This window comes from Bradyrhizobium sp., from assembly GCF_004799445.1.
GTDB lineage: Bacteria > Pseudomonadota > Alphaproteobacteria > Rhizobiales > Xanthobacteraceae > Bradyrhizobium.
Genome location: NZ_SSNA01000132.1, coordinates 1 through 17,454, shown reverse-complemented (window position 1 = coordinate 17,454; position 17,454 = coordinate 1). Strand labels below are relative to the sequence as shown.

General features: G+C 64.3%; 13 protein-coding genes and 2 pseudogenes. All 15 read left to right on the top strand.

All coding sequences use genetic code 11. The features are described 5' to 3' along the window. A partial coding sequence (gene murD, locus E8A46_RS18420; RefSeq protein ID WP_291563961.1) for a UDP-N-acetylmuramoyl-L-alanine--D-glutamate ligase occupies positions 1-949 on the top strand: 949 nt, incomplete at its 5' end. A 139-nt stretch (positions 950-1,088) separates the two neighbouring features. Continuing rightward, entirely contained in the window at positions 1,089-1,778 is a 690-nt protein-coding gene (locus tag E8A46_RS18415; RefSeq protein WP_291563959.1) for a hypothetical protein, read from the top strand. Positions 1,779-1,974: 196 nt separating this feature from the next. After that, entirely contained in the window at positions 1,975-3,123 is a 1,149-nt protein-coding gene (ftsW, locus tag E8A46_RS18410) for a putative lipid II flippase FtsW (protein WP_291563957.1), read from the top strand. 136 nt (positions 3,124-3,259) lie between these two features. Beyond that, the gene (gene murG / locus E8A46_RS18405) at positions 3,260-4,360 is read left to right on the top strand and encodes an undecaprenyldiphospho-muramoylpentapeptide beta-N-acetylglucosaminyltransferase (RefSeq protein ID WP_291563954.1); all 1,101 of its coding nucleotides are present in this window, start codon (positions 3,260-3,262) and stop codon (positions 4,358-4,360) included. A gap of 140 nt (positions 4,361-4,500) precedes the next feature. Further along, on the top strand, positions 4,501-5,904 hold the full coding sequence (gene murC, locus E8A46_RS18400) for a UDP-N-acetylmuramate--L-alanine ligase (RefSeq protein ID WP_291563952.1): 1,404 nt from the start codon (positions 4,501-4,503) through the stop codon (positions 5,902-5,904). 241 nt (positions 5,905-6,145) lie between these two features. Then, the gene (gene murB / locus E8A46_RS18395) at positions 6,146-7,069 is read left to right on the top strand and encodes a UDP-N-acetylmuramate dehydrogenase (RefSeq protein WP_291563950.1); all 924 of its coding nucleotides are present in this window, start codon (positions 6,146-6,148) and stop codon (positions 7,067-7,069) included. Beyond that, complete coding sequence (locus E8A46_RS18390; RefSeq protein ID WP_291563947.1) at positions 7,069-8,058, top strand: ATP-grasp domain-containing protein; 990 nt, start codon at positions 7,069-7,071, stop codon at positions 8,056-8,058. Before murB ends, E8A46_RS18390 begins: the two co-directional genes overlap by 1 nt. A gap of 108 nt (positions 8,059-8,166) precedes the next feature. Further along, a pseudogene (locus E8A46_RS18385) lies at positions 8,167-8,446 on the top strand (D-alanine--D-alanine ligase); the annotation flags it as partial. Next, entirely contained in the window at positions 8,386-9,372 is a 987-nt protein-coding gene (locus tag E8A46_RS18380) for a cell division protein FtsQ/DivIB (RefSeq protein WP_291563945.1), read from the top strand. The pseudogene E8A46_RS18385 and the gene E8A46_RS18380, both read left to right, overlap by 61 nt. Beyond that, a complete protein-coding gene (ftsA, locus tag E8A46_RS18375; protein WP_291563943.1) occupies positions 9,369-10,691 on the top strand; it encodes a cell division protein FtsA in 1,323 nt (440 codons plus the stop codon). Before E8A46_RS18380 ends, ftsA begins: the two co-directional genes overlap by 4 nt. A gap of 87 nt (positions 10,692-10,778) precedes the next feature. Continuing rightward, complete coding sequence (gene ftsZ / locus E8A46_RS18370; RefSeq protein ID WP_291563941.1) at positions 10,779-12,569, top strand: cell division protein FtsZ; 1,791 nt, start codon at positions 10,779-10,781, stop codon at positions 12,567-12,569. Positions 12,570-12,916: 347 nt separating this feature from the next. After that, a complete protein-coding gene (lpxC, locus tag E8A46_RS18365) occupies positions 12,917-13,876 on the top strand; it encodes a UDP-3-O-acyl-N-acetylglucosamine deacetylase (RefSeq protein WP_291563939.1) in 960 nt (319 codons plus the stop codon). A 375-nt stretch (positions 13,877-14,251) separates the two neighbouring features. Next, positions 14,252-15,148, top strand: a complete 897-nt coding sequence (locus E8A46_RS18360) for an outer membrane protein assembly factor BamD (protein WP_291563937.1) — start codon at positions 14,252-14,254, stop codon at positions 15,146-15,148. Between the two features lie 75 nt (positions 15,149-15,223). Beyond that, positions 15,224-16,912, top strand: coding sequence for a DNA repair protein RecN (recN, locus tag E8A46_RS18355; protein ID WP_291563935.1), 1,689 nt, complete (start codon positions 15,224-15,226; stop codon positions 16,910-16,912). A 61-nt stretch (positions 16,913-16,973) separates the two neighbouring features. After that, positions 16,974-17,454, top strand: a pseudogene (locus E8A46_RS18350) (NAD-dependent DNA ligase LigA); the annotation flags it as partial.

Genomic DNA, 17,454 nt, shown 5'->3' with positions numbered 1-17,454 from the left:
CGCGATCCTGTCGCTGGAGCCGCCGCGGATGGGACGTGTCCACGTCATCGAGATGTCGTCCTATCAGATCGATCTGACCCCGAGCCTCGATCCGACCGTCGGCATCCTGCTCAACGTCAGCGAAGACCACATCGATCGTCACGGCACGCTCGAACATTATGCCGCTGTGAAGGAGCGCCTGGTCGCCGGCGTCCAGCCACAGGGCACCGCGATCGTCGGCGTCGACGACGGCTGGAGCCGGAACATCGCCGACCGGATCGAGCAGGCCGGCCGGCGTGTCGTTCGCGTTTCGGTGAAGAATCCGCTGCCGGACGGCGTCTATGTCGATCACGAAACCATCTGGCGCGCCGCCGGTGGCGCGCGCGGCGAGATCGCAGGGATCGGCGGCATCGGTTCGCTGCGCGGCTTGCACAATGCGCAGAATGCGGCGTGCGCGTCGGCCTGCGCGCTGGCGCTCGGGGTTTCCGGCGAAACCTTGCAAAAAGCCTTGCGCAGCTTTCCCGGCCTCGCGCATCGCATGGAACAGGTCGGCAGGTGCGGCCACGTGCTGTTCGTCAACGACTCCAAGGGCACCAATGCGGACGCGGCCGCGCATGCACTGTCGTCCTTCGCCGACATCTTCTGGATCGCCGGCGGCAAGCCCAAGCTCGGCGGCATTACCGGTCTCGCCGAATATTTCCCGCGCATCCGCAAGGCCTACCTGATCGGGGAGGCGGCGCAGGAATTTGCCGCCACGCTCGGGACCCAGGTGCCGCACGAAATCTCGGCGACGCTCGACGTCGCGGTGGCGCACGCCGCGCGCGATGCGGAGGCTTCCGGACTTGTCGATCCCGTGGTGCTGCTGTCGCCGGCCTGCGCCTCGTTCGACCAGTACCGCAATTTCGAAATCCGCGGCGCGGCGTTCCACGACCTCGTCACCGCGCTGCCCGGCGTCAAGCCGGTGGTGTAAGCGGTCAACTCACTAATCCGATAGAACGGGCCAGCCGTTCGCTAACCATAACCTTTCATGGGGGATGCCGGTCCGCCGGAGCAACCTTACATTGAGAATAAAGGCTAGGCGGCATTCATTCACCTTAGGTGAGGCGGCATTGAGCGAACAAGGGGCCAGGTTTGAATCGGTCAAGATTCCCGGCGAACTTGGGTGGGGCAACCCGATTCCACCACCGATAGCAATTTCGCTTCCGATCTTGGCTCGACCGCGCCGCCTGCCGAACATTCTGTTCGGTTTGATAGCCCTTGTTTCGGGATTGACGTTCGCCCCCATGGGGGTAGCTTGCTTGTGGTTGCTGCCGGTTCTGAAATTTTCTTGGGATTTTCGGACGTTACTCGCTGACGCGATCAGCGTTGCGGGTTTTCCTCTGCTTCTGCCCTATGGCGTAATGCTCCTAGGTGCAGCGGTGACGTGCTTTAGGGACGCCTTGCGAAGCAAGAAGATTGTTCTGGAGGTCACGGCTGACGGTCTGCACGACCATCGCTCGGGACTAAATGTCCCCTGGTCTTCTGTTCAGTGCGCCGACATTGCCATTTCAGGCGGAGACAAGTGCGTGGATCTCCAGTTACGCGGAGTCAAAGCCGGCTGGCAAAACCCGTTCAGGATTGGCGTGCTTTTTCATCGCTTCTGGCTAAAGCCGGATCATGTGATCGTTCCCGTCTGTCACCTCAACGTTCGAAGCCATATCCTGATCCATGCTATTCTCACTTTGGTCCATTGGCACGGTGGCGCGACGGTCGGCGTTTCCACTTACAGATACTCGAGTTTGATCCCGCGACCTCGTTAGCCCGACAGCTATCGCCGTCATCGCCCCGGCCATCCACGTCTTGCTTTCTTCCGAATTTCAAAGGCGTGGATGCCCGGCACAAGGCCGGGCATGACCAGCGGAGAGCGCGCCGCTCCTCAAAACTTCCACACTCCATTAACCCCTTGGAAACCCTCATGAGCGACCAATGGGCTGACCCCTGGCCTTTGGAATGCCCATGCTCGACCGCGAACAGCGAAACCCCTTCAGCGATTGGTGGTGGACGGTCGACCGCCTGCAACTGGCGGCGGTGCTCGCGCTGATCCTGGGTGGCATCATTCTGTCGCTGGCGGCCAGTCCGCCGGTGGCGACGCGCATCGGGCTCGACCCGTTCCACTTCTTCAACCGCCACGTCCTGTTCCTGCTGCCTTCCTTTATCGTGCTGATCGGCGTGTCGTTCCTGTCGCCGCGGCAGATCAGGCGCACCGCGCTCATTGTGTTCGCCATCAGCATTGCGCTGATCGTGGCGACGCTGCTGCTTGGCCCCGAAGTCAAGGGCTCGCGGCGCTGGATCACCCTGATCGGCCTCAATATCCAGGCTTCCGAATCCGCCAAGCCCGCCTTCGTGGTGCTGGCAGCCTGGCTGTTTGCGGAATCGACGCGGCGGCCGGAAATGCCCGCGACCTCGATGGCGCTGGTCCTCTTGATGATGCTGGTCTCGCTTCTGGTGATGGAGCCCGATTTCGGCCAGACCATGCTGATCCTGATGGTGTGGGGCGCGCTGTTCTTCATCGCCGGCATGCGGATGATCTGGGTGCTGGGGCTGGCGGGCGCCGCGGGCGCCGGGCTGTTCGGCGCCTATCTCTTGGTGCCGCACGTCGCCGGCCGCATCAAGCGCTTCATGAATCCGGGATCGGGCGACACCTTTCAGGTCGATACCGCGATGGAGGCTTTCTCCAACGGCGGCTGGTTCGGCCTCGGGCCCGGCGAAGGCATCGCCAAGCGCAGCCTGCCGGACAGCCACACCGATTTCGTGTTCGCGGTCGCGGCGGAGGAATTCGGCATCATCCTGTGCCTGGTGCTGCTCGCGCTGTTCGCCTTCGTGGTGATCCGCGCGCTGTCGCGCGCCTATGCGACCGAGGACATGTTCGCGCGGTTCGCCGCGTCGGGGCTGGCGATCTTGTTCGGCGTGCAGGCCGCGATCAACATGTCGGTCAATCTGCAGCTGATACCTGCCAAGGGCATGACGCTGCCGTTCATCTCCTATGGCGGCTCGTCGATGATCTCGCTGGCTTACGGTGTCGGCATGATGCTGGCGCTGACGCGGCAGCGGCCGCGCACCGAGCAGGAATCGATGAACGCCAGCGCGGCGCGCAGCTACGCTTGATATGATGGGAAAGACGCGCTTCTCGTCATTGCGAGGAACGAAGTGACGAATCAATCCATGCTTGCTTGCCTGTTGCCCTATGGATTGCTTCGCTTGCGCTCGCAATGACGGTAGCCAATTTGCAAAGAATTTCCCAATGACCACTGCGCCTTTGATTTTGCTGGCCGCGGGCGGCACCGGCGGCCATCTGTTTCCCGCCGAGGCGCTCGGCGTCGAACTGATGCGGCGCGGCTTGCGCGTGCGTCTGGCCACCGACTCCCGCGCGCTGCGCTATGGCGGATTGTTCTCCAGGGACATGATCGATGTGGTGCCGAGCGAGACCCTGCGCGGCCGCACGCCATGGTCGCTGGCCTATACCGGCATCATGCTCGCCGCCGGCACCGCCGTGGCGCTCAATTTGATGCGCAGACTGAAGCCTGCGGCCGTGGTCGGCTTCGGTGGCTATCCGACGGTGCCGCCGCTGTTGGCGGCCAGACTATTCGGCATTCCCGGCATTATCCACGACGCCAATGCGGTGCTTGGCCGCGCCAACCGCTTCCTGTCCAGCCGCGTCGACGCGATCGCAACCTCGCTTCCGGGCGTGCTCGATCGCGATCCGGCGCTGGCGGCGAAGACAACCACCGTCGGCACGCCGATGCGCCCGGCCATCCTTGCGGCAGCCGCGGTGAAATATGCCGCTCCCGATCCGGCGGGACCGTTTCGGTTGCTGGTGGTCGGCGGCAGCCAGGGCGCGCGGGTGATGGCCGATGTCGTGCCCGGCGCGATCGAACGGCTCGAACCTGCATTGTGGAGCCGGCTGATCCTGACCCAGCAGGTGCGCGAAGAGGACATGGCGCGCGTGCGCGCGGTGTATGACCGGCTCAAGATCAAGGCGGAGCTGGCGCCGTTCTTTACCGATTTGCCGGCGAAGCTCGCCTCCCATCATCTGGTGGTCTCGCGCTCCGGCGCCGGCACCGTCGCCGAGCTCGGCGCCATCGGCCGGCCGTCGATCCTGGTGCCGTTGCCGGGTGCCATCGATCAGGACCAGTTTGCCAATGCCGGCGTGCTGTCGCAGGCGGGCGGGAGCTTACGGATCCCGCAAACCGAATTTACCTCCGACCGTCTGGCGTCGGAAATCTCCGCGCTCGCCGCCGAGCCCGCCAAGCTGGCCGCGCTGGCGGCTGCCGCCCGGACCGTGGGCCGGCTGGACGCCGCCCAGCGGCTGGCCGATCTGGTGATGAAAGTGGCGGGAATCTGACGCCCGGCAACCCCATTTGGGACTTGTCAGCGCCTTCGAAAGCGGGGCATCCAGTACTCCGCGCAGCTAATCTGAATCTCTAGCTTCGCTGTATACTGGATCGTCCGCCTTCGCGGACGATGCCATCGGGGGCCTATCCTATGAGACTGCCGCGCGAGATCGGACCCATTCATTTCGTCGGGATCGGCGGTATCGGCATGAGCGGCATAGCCGAGGTGCTGTGCAATCTCGGTTATACCGTGCAGGGCTCGGACGCTTCCGAAAGCGCCAACGTCAATCGCCTGCGCGACAAGGGCATCAAGATCATCGTCGGCCACAAGGCCGATAATGTCGCCGGCGCCGACGTGCTGGTGGTGTCGACCGCGATCAAGCGCGACAACCCCGAACTGATGGCGGCGCGCGCCCAGCGCATTCCGGTGGTGCGCCGCGCCGAAATGCTGGCCGAACTGATGCGGCTGAAAAGCTGCGTCGCGATCGCCGGCACCCATGGCAAGACCACCACGACCTCGATGGTCGCAGCCCTGCTCGACGCCGGCGATCTCGATCCGACCGTGATCAATGGCGGCATCATCAATGCCTATGGCACCAATGCTCGGCTGGGGGCCGGCGAATGGATGGTGGTGGAAGCCGACGAAAGCGACGGCACGTTCCTGAAGCTGCCGGCCGATGTCGCCATCGTCACCAATGTCGATCCCGAGCATCTCGATCATTTCAAGACCTTCGAGGCCGTGCAGGAAGCCTTCCGCGATTTCGTCGAGAACGTGCCGTTTTATGGTTTCGCGGTGATGTGCATCGACCATCCGGTGGTCCAGAGCCTTGTCGGCAAGATCGAGGATCGCCGCATCATCACCTATGGCGAAAATCCGCAAGCCGACGCGCGGCTCGTCGAACTCAATCCGTCGGGCGGCGGCTCAAACTTCAAGGTTGCGTTCCGCGACCGCAAGACCGACGCCCTGCACGAGATCAAGGAGATTCATCTGCCGATGCCGGGACGGCATAACGCGCTCAACGCCACTGCTGCGATCGCGGTCGCGCATGAACTGGGACTCTCCGACGACACCATCCGTAAGGCGCTCGCGGGCTTCGGTGGCGTCAAGCGGCGCTTCACCAGGACCGGCGAGTGGAACGGTATCACCGTGATCGACGATTACGGTCATCACCCCGTCGAGATCACGGCGGTGCTGAGGGCCGCGCGCGACTCCACCAACGGGAAAATCATCGCCGTGGTGCAGCCGCATCGCTTCACCCGCCTGCAGTCGCTGTTCGAGGAATTCTGCACCTGTTTCAATGACGCCGACACCGTCGTCGTGGCCGAGGTTTATCCGGCCGGCGAGGCGCCGATCGCGGGCATCGACCGCGACCATTTCGTGCTGGGCCTGCGCGCCCACGGCCATCGCGAAGTGATTCCGCTGCAGAATTCGGCCGATCTCGCCAAAGTGGTTCACGGCATCGCCGGCCGCGGCGATTTTGTGGTTTGCCTGGGCGCCGGCAATATCACCCAATGGGCCTACGCGCTGCCCGGCGAATTGAAGGCGCTGGGATGAGGGCGATGTTCATGAGTAAAGTCTCAGCACGGCACACTCGGCCCTCTCCCCCGCACAACCGGGGTCTACCCCGGTTGTGCCTTCTAATCTTACGCAAGTCGGGCAGGCCCGACTTGCGTCGGGGGAGAGTGGGAGAGGGGGGTACCACGAACTCCGGCGTCTGTGGCTCACCCCCCTCCCTGACCCTCCCCCGCAAGGGGGGAGGGAACGGAGAGGCCAAGCCCTGCCATGACGACCAATCATGACCTTTCCCGACATCACGCCCGAGCTCAAAGCCGCGATGCCGCAACTGCGCGGGCGGCTGCTGGCGAACCAGTCGCTCGCCGAGCTGACCTGGTTTAGGGTCGGCGGGCCAGCGCAGGTGCTGTTCACGCCGGCGGACGAGGATGACCTCGCTTATTTCCTCAGGCATCTTGCCGCCGCGATGCCGGTCTATGTCGTTGGCGTCGGCTCCAATCTGATCGTGCGCGATGGTGGCATGCCCGGCGTGGTCATCCGCCTGTCGCCGCGCGGTTTCGGCGAGATCAGCGTCGACGCCGGCATCGTCCTTGCCGGCGCAGCCGCGCTCGACAAGCGCGTGGCCGAGACGGCGGCCTCCGCCAATATCAGCGGGCTGGAATTCTTCTTCGGCATTCCCGGCACCATCGGCGGCGCGCTGCGCATGAATGCCGGCGCCAATGGCAGCGAGACGGGGGATGTCCTGGTCGAGGCTTCCGGCGTCAGCCGCGACGGCAACAAGCACACATTCAGCAATGCCGACATGAAGTTCGTCTACCGCAACTGCGGCGTCGATCCTGCCATCATCTTCACCTCCGCGCGGTTTCGGGGCGCCATCGCGGCACCCGAGGCGATCCGCGCGCGGATGCACGAGGTGCAAACCCATCGCGAGACCGCGCAGCCGATCCGCGAAAAGACCGGCGGCTCGACCTTCAAGAACCCGGAAGGAAACAGCGCCTGGAAGCTGATCGATGCCGCGGGTTGCCGGGGCCTGCGCGTTGGCGGCGCGCAGGTATCGGAAATGCATTGCAATTTTCTGATCAACACCGGCGAGGCGACCGGCCACGATATCGAAACCCTCGGCGAAACCGTTCGCGCCCGGGTAAAGGAAAATTCGGGAATTGAGCTACACTGGGAAATCAAGCGGATCGGAATCGAGCGAAGTTGATGCGGATCACCATTCTTTTCGGCGGCACGAACAAGGAGCGCCTGGTGTCGGTGGCATCGGCGCAGGCGCTGCATTCGGCTCTCCCCGAGGCCGATTTGTGGTTCTGGGATGCTGACGACACCGTGCATGAAACGTCATCGGCGGCGCTTCTGAAGCATGCGCGGCCGTTCGAGGATCCTTTCAAGCCCGGCATCCCCAGCATCGGGACAATCGAAGCGGCGCTTGACAAGGCGAGAGCGGCGGACCGTCTGCTGGTGCTCGGCCTGCACGGCGGCACGGCGGAGAATGGCGAACTTCAGGCGATGTGCGAGACGCGCGGAATTGCCTTCACCGGCTCCGGCTCGGCATCGTCGCATCTGGCCTTCGACAAGGTCGCGGCCAAGCGCTTTGCGGCGATAGCGGGGGTGACGGCACCCGCTGGCGTGGCGCTGCAAGACGCCGAGGCGGCGCTGGCCAAATACGGCAAGCTGATCGCCAAGCCAGCGCGGGATGGTTCGAGCTACGGCCTGATCTTCGTCAATGCGATTCAGGACCTTGTCGCCGTCCGCCGCGCCGCCAAGACGGAAGAATATGTGATCGAACCGTTCATATCGGGCGTGGAAGCGACCTGCGGCGTGCTGGAGCAGTCGGATGGCTCGGTTTTTTCGCTGCCGCCGATCGAGATCGTTCCGGCGGGAGGCGGGTTCGACTACACCGCCAAATATCTGCTCAAGTCGACCCAGGAGATCTGTCCGGGCCGCTTTTCGCCCGAGATCAGCGGGCAGATCATGGACCTGGCGCTGCGGGCGCACCGGGCGCTGTCATGCGCCGGCTACTCCCGCACCGATTTCATCGTCGCGGAGCAGGGGCCGATCTATCTCGAAACCAACACCTTGCCCGGTCTGACCAAGGCCTCGCTCTATCCGAAGGCGCTCAAGGCTCAAGGGATCGATTTTGGCGATTTCCTGCGGGATCAGATCGTGCTGGCCGAGCGGCGTGCGCGTAAATAGCGCCGCTAAAGCCTTACCTTAGCCGACGGCCGAATCAATTCATTACCAAATTGCTAACGTTACCGGGCAAAGCCTTCAGCGGGCACATCAAATCGCACTGTGTCCCGACCGAATTTACCCTTTGTTTACCAGGAAGTCCGAAGGTTAACGCTGGCGGCGCGTGGAGCGCTTGGCTGCCGGGGCGTGAGCTGTTGCGGATTTCCGCTTTCCGCGACCGTATCGAGGGAACAGGTGGCCTTGGGGTCACCATCCATCCCGGCACGACCGAGACGTCACCTGCGTCGGACTCGCAATGTTTGCGGGCACAACATGTGACGAGCTCGTGCAATGGATGGTGGAGGACGCCTCGCTCGGTCGAAGAGATCGCCGAGGCCCCAAACTGACCTGAAAGCCGCCGCGCTAGGCGCGGTCGTGCTGCTGCGCGAGTGGCTGGGCGCGAAGCGTTCGCCTGCGAAAGCGCGTCTTGACCGCGCTGAAGAGCCGCCCCGCCTGATCGCGCTTCTGGAACGTCATTTGCCGCGCCGCGCCGGCACCGCCGCCACCGTGCTGCTGCTCCTGGGCAGCGCCGGTTTCGGCGTCGTGAGGGGCGGCCATCTTGCTGAATTTACCGCAGGCCTGAGCGACGCCCGCAACGCGCTGGCCAATTCGGCCGGGTTTCGGATCACCACGGTTGCGATCAACGGCCGCCGGCAGCTGTCCCAGGACGAGGTGCTCGGGGCTGGCGGCGTCAATGGCCGCTCCTCGCTGTTGTTCCTCGACGCCGCCGTGGTGCGCGACAAGCTGAAAGCCAATCCCTGGATATCGGAAGCGACGGTGCAGAAGCTTTATCCGGGCCAGCTCCGGATCGACATCGTCGAACGCTCGGCATTCGCGCTATGGCAGCGGGACGGCCGCCTGTCGGTGATCGCGGATGACGGCGCGGTGCTGGAGCCCTATGTGTCGCGCCGCTTCCTGTCGCTGCCGCTGGTGGTGGGCAAGGGCGCAGAAACCCGCGCCAGGGATTTCCTGGCGCTGCTCGCGCGCTATCCGCGGGTCAATTCGGTGACCAAGGCGGCGGTCTTCGTCGGCGAACGGCGCTGGAATCTGAGGCTCAAGGACGGTCTCGATATCCGCCTGCCGGAAAACGAGGTTGGCAATGCGCTGGCCGTGTTGAGCACGCTCGACAAGGAAGACCGGCTGTTCTCCCGCGATATCGTCGCCGTCGACATGCGGCTGCCGGACCGGCTGACCGTGCAATTGTCCGAAGATGCGGCCAAGGCCCGCGAAGAATTGTTCAAGGACAAAAAGCCGAAGAAGAAGGTCGGCGACGCATGACCGGCCTAGATCGCAACCAGACGCCGAAAACGCGTCCGATGCCGCAGAAGCGCACCGCGCTCGTGGCCTCCCTCGATATCGGCACCAGCAAGATCGCCTGCATGATCGCGCGCTTGAGGCCGTGCCCGCCGAACGACGCCTTGCGCGGGCGCAGCCATGCGGTCGAGCTGATCGGGTACAGCCAGATTCAGTCGCGCGGCGTCAAGGCCGGCGCGGTGGTCGATCTCGCCGAATGCGAGCAGGCGGTGCGCCAGGCGGTTGCGCTCGCCGAGCGCATGGCCAAGGTCCGGGTTGAATCGGTCTTGCTGTCGATCTCGGCCGGCCGGTTGCAGGGTCAATTGATCGAGGCGGCGGCCGACATTCGGGGCGGCGCCGTCACGGCTGCCGACGTCACGCGCATCACCTCCGCCGGCATGCACCATGCCACCGGCGAGGGCCGCACCGTGCTGCATGCGCTGCCGGTCGGCTATGCGCTGGACGGCGTCAAGGGCATTCGCGATCCCAAGGGCATGTTGGCACGGCAATTCGGCGTCGACATGAACGTAGTCACGGCGGACGCGACCGCTGCCAGGAATTTGATGCTGGTGGTGGAGCGCTGCCATCTCAATGTCGAAGCCATGGCGGCGAGCCCCTATGTGGCGGGCCTGTCGGTATTGACCGACGATGAAGCCGATATCGGCGCCGCGGTGGTGGAAATGGGCGCGGGCACCACCACGATCGCGACCTATTCCGGGGGGCGCTTCGTGCATGCGAGCGGATTTGCCCTCGGCGGGCAACACATCACCATGGACCTTGCACGCGGCCTGAGCGCATGCATTGCGGATGCCGAGCGAATCAAGACGTTATATGGCACCGTGCTGACCGGCGGGTCCGACACCCGTGAGTTGATGTCGGTGCCGTCCGCCGGCGACAACGAGCAGGATGTTCCACAGGTCGTGTCCCGCGCCACGATCGCGAACATTGTCCGGCACCGTGCCGAGGAGATTTTTGAGATGGTCAGGGATCGGCTCGCGGATTCGCCCTTTGCGGCAGAGCCGAAGGCGCGCGTTGTATTGAGCGGCGGGGCTTCGCAGCTCACCGGTACCCTCGAACTTGCAACCCAGATTCTCGGCCGGCCGGTGCGGATCGGCCGTCCACTCGGCTTTGGCCGGCTCCCCAATGAGGCGAAGAGCGCGTCGTTCGCGGTTCCCTCGGGCCTGCTGGTCTATCCCCAATACGCTCATCTTGAACACGTCGAACCGCGGCATACGCGGCAGCTCAGGACAGGGACAGATGGCTATTTCGGAAAAGTCGGACGATGGCTTCGTGAGGGCTTCTGATGAATCTTTTCCGCAACTTTCGACTTTCACCAACTCCCGCGGCCGTCGGCCGGGGCGAACCGACGCGCGCGTAATCGAGAGGCAACCATGGCACTCCATCTAACACCCCCTGATATCAGTGAGTTGAAGCCCCGGATTACCGTATTCGGCGTCGGCGGCGCCGGCGGCAATGCCGTCAACAACATGATCACCGCCGGATTGCAGGGGGTCGATTTCGTCGTCGCCAACACCGACGCGCAGGCGCTCACCATGTCGAAGGCGCAGCGCATCATCCAGATGGGCACCCAGGTCACCCAGGGCTTGGGGGCCGGTTCGCAGCCCGACGTCGGCGCGGCCGCGGCCCAGGAAGTGATCGATGAGATCCGCGATCATCTTTCCGGCGCCAATATGGTGTTTGTCACCGCCGGTATGGGCGGCGGCACCGGCACCGGTGCTGCGCCCGTCATCGCCAAGACCGCGCGCGACATGGGCATCCTCACCGTCGGCGTCGTCACCAAGCCGTTCCACTTCGAGGGCCAGCGCCGCATGCGCACCGCGGAAGCCGGCATCGCCGAGCTCCACAAGGTGGTCGATACCCTTCTGATCATTCCGAACCAGAACCTGTTCCGGGTCGCCAACGAAAAGACCACCTTCGCCGACGCCTTCGCGATGGCGGACCAGGTGCTCTATTCGGGCGTCGCCTGCATCACCGACCTGATGGTCAAGGAAGGCCTGATCAATCTCGACTTCGCCGACGTTCGCGCCGTGATGCGCGAAATGGGCAAGGCGATGATGGGCACCGGCGAGGCTTCCGGCGAGAAGCGCGCCCTGACCGCGGCGGAGGCCGCGATCGCCAATCCGCTGATCGACGATTCCTCGATGAAGGGCGCCCGCGGCCTGCTGATCTCGATCACCGGCGGCAGGGATCTGACCTTGTTCGAGGTCGACGAAGCCGCGACCCGGATTCGTGAGGAAGTCGATCAGGACGCCAATATCATCGTCGGCGCCACCTTCGACGAAACCCTCGACGGCATCATCAGGGTTTCGGTCGTCGCCACCGGCATCGAACAGGCGCTGATTTCGCGCAACGCCGCAGCGCCGGCGGCAACCGTCAGCAACGCCGTGGCCCCTGCTTCGGCGCCGGACAGCCGCCTTGCCGAGTTGACCGCGCGGCTGCGGGCCGACAACGCACGGTTTGCCGAGCGCGCCCAGAAACAGGAGGCCCCGAACGCGGCCCAGCCGGCTCCGGCCGCGCCGCAACGTGCCTCAAACAACGTCGAACGTGCGGCGCTTGCGGCCATCGCCGCGGCGGTTGCGCCGGAGGTTTCGCAGCCGGCGGCGTCGCTGCAGCCTGCATCCTATGGCGACGTCACGGTGCGTCCGATCGCGCAGAAGCCGACCCTGTTCCCCGACCATGATGTCGCGGCTGTTCCGGCCCCGGAGCCGGCGACGCCCGAGACGTTCATCCCGCAAGCGGCGGAACGCCCACCGGTTCGTGCGCCGAGGATGCCGAAATTCGAGGATCTGCCGATGCCCGCGCAGAACGAAATCCGGCAGGCCCGCGGGGAAGTCGACGAGGAGCATCCGCAAAAGACCAGGATGTCGCTGTTGCAGCGACTGGCCAATGTCGGTCTCGGCCGCCGTGACGAAGAGACCGAGCCTCCGATCGCGGCCCGCGCCTCGGGTCCGGCCATGGCCCCGATGCCGCCGCTGCCCGATCGGAAGCCTCAACGCTCGGTCGCGCAGCAAATCGCAGCCACCGATCCGGTATCGGAGTATGCGCGCAGGCCTGCTCCTCAGGGGTTGGATGCCCACGGCCGCCCGGCTCCTGTTGCCCCAGCGCCACAGGGCGACGACCATCTTGATATTCCGGCCTTCCTGCGCCGGCAGGTCAACTGAAGTTTGTTACAATTCCGACGACCGAGAAGGCCCCGGCTTTGCCCGCCGGGGCCTTCTCCATTTCGGTCGGCGCCGGGGCCTGAAATTTTCTCAAGTAACTGATATTAAGTGATTAATTATGCATTTCATGGTGCAATGGGACGACCAAAAACGCCCCTGTCCGCGGCGGAATTTGGTTAAGCTTTGGCGCGAATACGGCAGAGATAGGGTAACAATCGGTAAAAAAGCGTGAGTTGGCGCGCTTTGGGGCAATGCTATTGTCTGCCGTGACTTGGGGATACTTCGAGACGAATCGACCCAGAATTGGGTCGGTCTGAGCTCCTGGTAAGTCAGTGTGGGCAATTTGAATGAAGTTTAGCCGGCAGACAACGCTTCGGTCGCAAGCAACCGTGATGGGCGTCGGCGTTCATTCTGGTTTACCGGTAAGTCTTACTGTCGGGCCTGCATCCGTTGATGCAGGTTTTATTTTTGTCCGCACCGGTCTCGACGGTTGCGACCGCGAGGTTCAGGCCACCGCCGGATCGGTGATCGCCACCGAATTTGCCACCGTGCTGGGCGACCGCGAGGGTCCGCTGGTCTCCACCGCCGAGCATGTGCTGGCTGCCTTGCGCGGTATGGGCGTCGACAACGCCACCATCGAAATCGACGGCCCGGAAGTTCCGATCATGGACGGCAGCGCCGCGGCTTTCGTCGCCGCGATCGATCAGGCCGGTATCGTTACACAGTCGGCCTCGCGCCGTTTCATCCAGGTCTTGAAGCCGGTGCAGGTCGCGATGGGCGACTCGTTCGGCGAGTTGCGGCCCTATGCGGCCGGTTTCCGCGCCGAGGTCGAGATTGATTTCACCAACCCGGTGATTGGCCGCCAGACCTATGCGCTGGATCTTTCCCCCGAAAGGTTCCGTCGCGAGATTTGCCGCGCCCGGACCTTCGGATGCATGAATGACGTGGCGCGGCTGTGGAGCGCGGGCTTCGCGCTCGGCGCCTCGTTCGAGAATTCCGTGGTGTTCGATGAGACGCGCCTGCTGAACAGCGAAGGTTTGCGCTTCAGCGACGAATGCGTGCGCCACAAGGTGCTCGACGTGATCGGCGATCTCGCGCTCGCCGGCTTGCCGTTGCTCGGCGCCTATCGCTCTTTACGCGGCGGCCACAAGCTCAACCACGCCGTGCTGACGGCTCTGATGGCCGATCGCAGCGCCTTCCGGGTGATCGAGGCTGAAACCGCCCGCCGCTCGCGCACCCACGCCGAGGTCGGCAGTGGCATGGTGGGCGGCATGGTTGCCCCGGCCTACGGTCCCGACGTTTCCTGACTTTCGTCTCCGAAATGTCCTGAGCGTCCTTCTGGACGTCTATTGGCGTTCGCCTTCGAAACATCCTGACTTTCGCCTTCGAAATGTCCTGACTTTCGCCTTCGAAATGTCCCGCGCCGCCGCGACCTTGCCTGACCGGGATCCGGCCCGGTCTTCGGCTTCGCGTGGTAACCATGATTGGCCGCGCGCGCTCCGGGCCGCCTTAATCCCGGCGAAATGCCTGCGTATTCGGTTGGTTAAGGGGCTTTTTTTGGCTAAAAGGGCCGGGTTGCGTCGCGAGGCGCGCCGCGGGCACCACATTCACTGCGTCCACGCTCAGGGCGCGCGGCGGGCACCGCACCACAGGCGTCAGGTCTTAAATTTATGTCGACACGCATGACGCTCGCACCGAACGGCCTATCGATTCGTTGGGGCTTTCATCGGCTGGCGCGGCCGTTGCGGCTGGCCGCGGGCCTCGCCGTTCTCGCGATCCCACTCAGCGGATGCAGCTCCGCGACCGAGACGTGGGACAAGGTTTTCAACAAGGACGAGACCTTCGTCGAGGAGCCCGCGGAAAAGCTCTACAATGAGGGCTTGTTCCTGATGAACGAGAAGCGCGATCCGAAGGCCGCATCGAAGAAATTCGAGGAAGTCGATCGCCAGCATCCTTATTCCGACTGGGCGCGGAAATCGCTGCTGATGTCGGCCTATGCTTTTTACAATGCCAACGACTACGACAGCTGCATCGGCGCCGCGACCCGCTACGTCACCTTGCATCCAGGAAGCCCGGATGCCGCTTACGCGCAATATCTGATCGCGGCCTCGCACTACGACCAGATTCCGGACATTACCCGTGACCAAGGCCGCACCGAGAAGGCGATCGCCGCGCTTGAAGAAGTGGTCCGCAAATATCCGACGTCGGAATATGCCGTCAGCGCCAAGTCCAAGCTTGAGGCCGCGCGCGACCAGCTCGCGGGCCGCGAAATGAATGTCGGCCGCTATTACATGCAAAAGCGCAACTACACCGCCGCCATCAACCGCTTCAAGACCGTGGTTACCCAGTACCAGACCACGCGGCATGTCGAGGAAGCGCTGGCGCGGCTGACCGAAGCCTACATGACGATCGGAATCGTCAGCGAGGCACAGACCGCCGCCGCCGTGCTCGGGCACAATTTTCCCGACAGTCCCTGGTACAAGGACGCCTATAATCTTGTAAGGTCCGGCGGGGTCGAGCCAAGCGAGAACCAGGGCTCCTATATCTCCAAGGCCTTCAAGAAACTGGGTCTCGGCTAGCGGAGCGGATTTGACATTCGCTCGGTGTTTGCCGCAGCTTCGTGTTCGAATCTGACCACTAGGAATTGATTTCGCATGCTGGCGCGTCTTTCGATCCGCGACATCGTCCTGATCGAACGGCTCGATATCGAGTTTTCCCGCGGGCTTGCGGTGCTGACCGGCGAGACCGGCGCGGGCAAGTCCATCCTGCTCGACGCCTTCGCGCTGGCGCTCGGCGGCCGCGGCGACGCCGGCCTGGTCCGGCATGGCGCGGAGCAGGGCCAGGTTACCGCGGTGTTTGATGTGCCGAAGGGCCATCCGGCGTCGCTGATCCTCAGCGACAACGGGCTCGACGATTCGGGCTCGGAAAATTCCGGTGAAATGATCCTGCGCCGGGTGCAATTGGCCGATGGCCGTACCCGCGCCTTCATCAATGATCAGGCGATCAGCGTGCAGACCTTGAAAGCGGTCGGCTCGGCCCTGGTCGAAATCCACGGCCAGCATGACGAGCGGGCGCTGGTCGACGCCTCGACCCACCGCCGCCTGCTCGACGCGTTTGCCGGCCTTGAAAAGGACGTCGCCGCGCTGGAGCGGCTGTGGGAGGCAAGGCGCGCCGCCAACGCGGTGCTCGACGAGCATCGCGCGGGCATGGAGCGCGCCGCGCGCGAGGCGGACTATCTGCGGCACGCCTCCGACGAATTGAAGAAGCTTGCGCCCAGGGATGGCGAGGAGACCGCGCTCGCCGAACGCCGCACCACGATGATGCAGGGCGAGAAGATCGCCGCCGATCTGCGCGAGGCACAGGAGGCCGTGGGCGGCAATCATTCGCCGGTGGCGGCGCTATCGGCGGCGGTGCGCCGGCTCGAGCGGCGGGCGGCCAATGCACCGGCGCTGGTCGAGCCCGCCGTGAAGGCGATCGATGCCGCCATCAACGCGCTCGAGGAGGCCGACCAGCATCTTGGTGCCGCGCTGATTGCGGCGGATTTCGACCCCGCCGAGCTCGAACGCATCGAGGAGCGGCTGTTCGCCTTGCGCGCGGCATCGCGCAAATACTCGACGCCGGTCGAGGGCCTCGCTCAGCTCGCCGCGAAATACGCCGCCGATGTGGCGCTGATCGACGCCGGCGCCGATCAGCTGAAAAAACTCGAGGCCGCCGCCGCCGAGGCCGACAAGCGCTACGCTGCCGCCGCCACCAGGCTTTCCGCCGCGCGGGCAAAATCCGCCGAGAAACTCAACAAGGCGGTCAACGCCGAACTCGCGCCGCTGAAACTGGAGCGGGCGAAGTTCACGACGCAGGTTGATTCCGATCCGAAGTCGCCGGGGCCGCAGGGCTACGACCGCGTCGAGTTCTGGGTGCAGACCAATCCCGGCACCAGGCCGGGACCGCTGATGAAGGTTGCCTCCGGCGGCGAATTGTCGCGCTTCCTGCTGGCGCTCAAGGTCGTGCTGTCCGACCGCGGGTCCGCGCCCACGCTGGTATTCGACGAGATCGATACCGGTGTCGGCGGTGCCGTGGCGGACGCGATCGGCGCGCGGCTGGCGCGGCTGGCGGACAAGGTCCAGGTGATGGCGGTGACGCATGCGCCGCAGGTCGCCGCACGCGCCGACCTGCATCTGCTGATCTCCAAGGATGTGCTCGACAAGGGCAAGCGCGTCGCCACCCGCGTCAATGCGCTGGCCGCCGATCACCGCCGCGAGGAAATCGCCCGCATGCTGGCGGGCGCCGAGATCACCGCGGAGGCAAGGGCCGCAGCGGAACGGTTGCTGAAGGCCGCGACGGCGTGATGCCGAACGTCGTGCCGCCGGCCGCTTTTCTTGAAATGAACTTCGTCGTATTCAAGTAGCCATGGCCAAGGCAGCAAAACCCAAAAAACTTCCCGACGTCGCCGCCCTCACCAGAGCCCAGGCCAAGGTCGAGCACATGCGGCTGGCGCTCGACATCGAGCGTCACGACAAGGCGTATTATCAGGAGGATGCGCCGAAGATTTCCGATGCCGAGTATGATGGCTTGCGCCAGCGCTTCAATGCCATCGAAAAGCGGTTTCCGGAACTCGTCAGCATTGAATCGCCGTCGCAGAAGATCGGTGCGGCGCCATCCGGAAAGTTCAAGAAGGTCCGCCATGCGGTGCCGATGCTGTCGCTCGACAATGCCTTCGCCGAGCAGGACGTCGTCGATTTCGTCGGCCGCATCAGGCGCTTTCTGAAACTTGCCGACGACGACCGGATCGACTTTTCCGCCGAGCCGAAGATCGACGGGCTCTCGATGTCGCTGCGCTACGAGGGCGGCGAACTCGTCACCGCGGCCACCCGTGGCGACGGCGCCGAGG

Coding starts and splice junctions, on each gene's coding strand:
- recN (WP_291563935.1), top strand. CDS start 15,224: ATGCTGGCGCGTCTTTCGATCCGCGACATCGTCCTGATCGAACGGCTC.
- E8A46_RS18390 (WP_291563947.1), top strand. CDS start 7,069: ATGCGGATCACCATTCTTTTCGGCGGCACGAACAAGGAGCGCCTGGTG.
- E8A46_RS18380 (WP_291563945.1), top strand. CDS start 8,386: ATGGATGGTGGAGGACGCCTCGCTCGGTCGAAGAGATCGCCGAGGCCC.
- murC (WP_291563952.1), top strand. CDS start 4,501: ATGAGACTGCCGCGCGAGATCGGACCCATTCATTTCGTCGGGATCGGC.
- murB (WP_291563950.1), top strand. CDS start 6,146: ATGACCTTTCCCGACATCACGCCCGAGCTCAAAGCCGCGATGCCGCAA.
- ftsA (WP_291563943.1), top strand. CDS start 9,369: ATGACCGGCCTAGATCGCAACCAGACGCCGAAAACGCGTCCGATGCCG.
- lpxC (WP_291563939.1), top strand. CDS start 12,917: ATGAAGTTTAGCCGGCAGACAACGCTTCGGTCGCAAGCAACCGTGATG.
- E8A46_RS18360 (WP_291563937.1), top strand. CDS start 14,252: ATGACGCTCGCACCGAACGGCCTATCGATTCGTTGGGGCTTTCATCGG.
- ftsW (WP_291563957.1), top strand. CDS start 1,975: ATGCTCGACCGCGAACAGCGAAACCCCTTCAGCGATTGGTGGTGGACG.
- murG (WP_291563954.1), top strand. CDS start 3,260: ATGACCACTGCGCCTTTGATTTTGCTGGCCGCGGGCGGCACCGGCGGC.
- ftsZ (WP_291563941.1), top strand. CDS start 10,779: ATGGCACTCCATCTAACACCCCCTGATATCAGTGAGTTGAAGCCCCGG.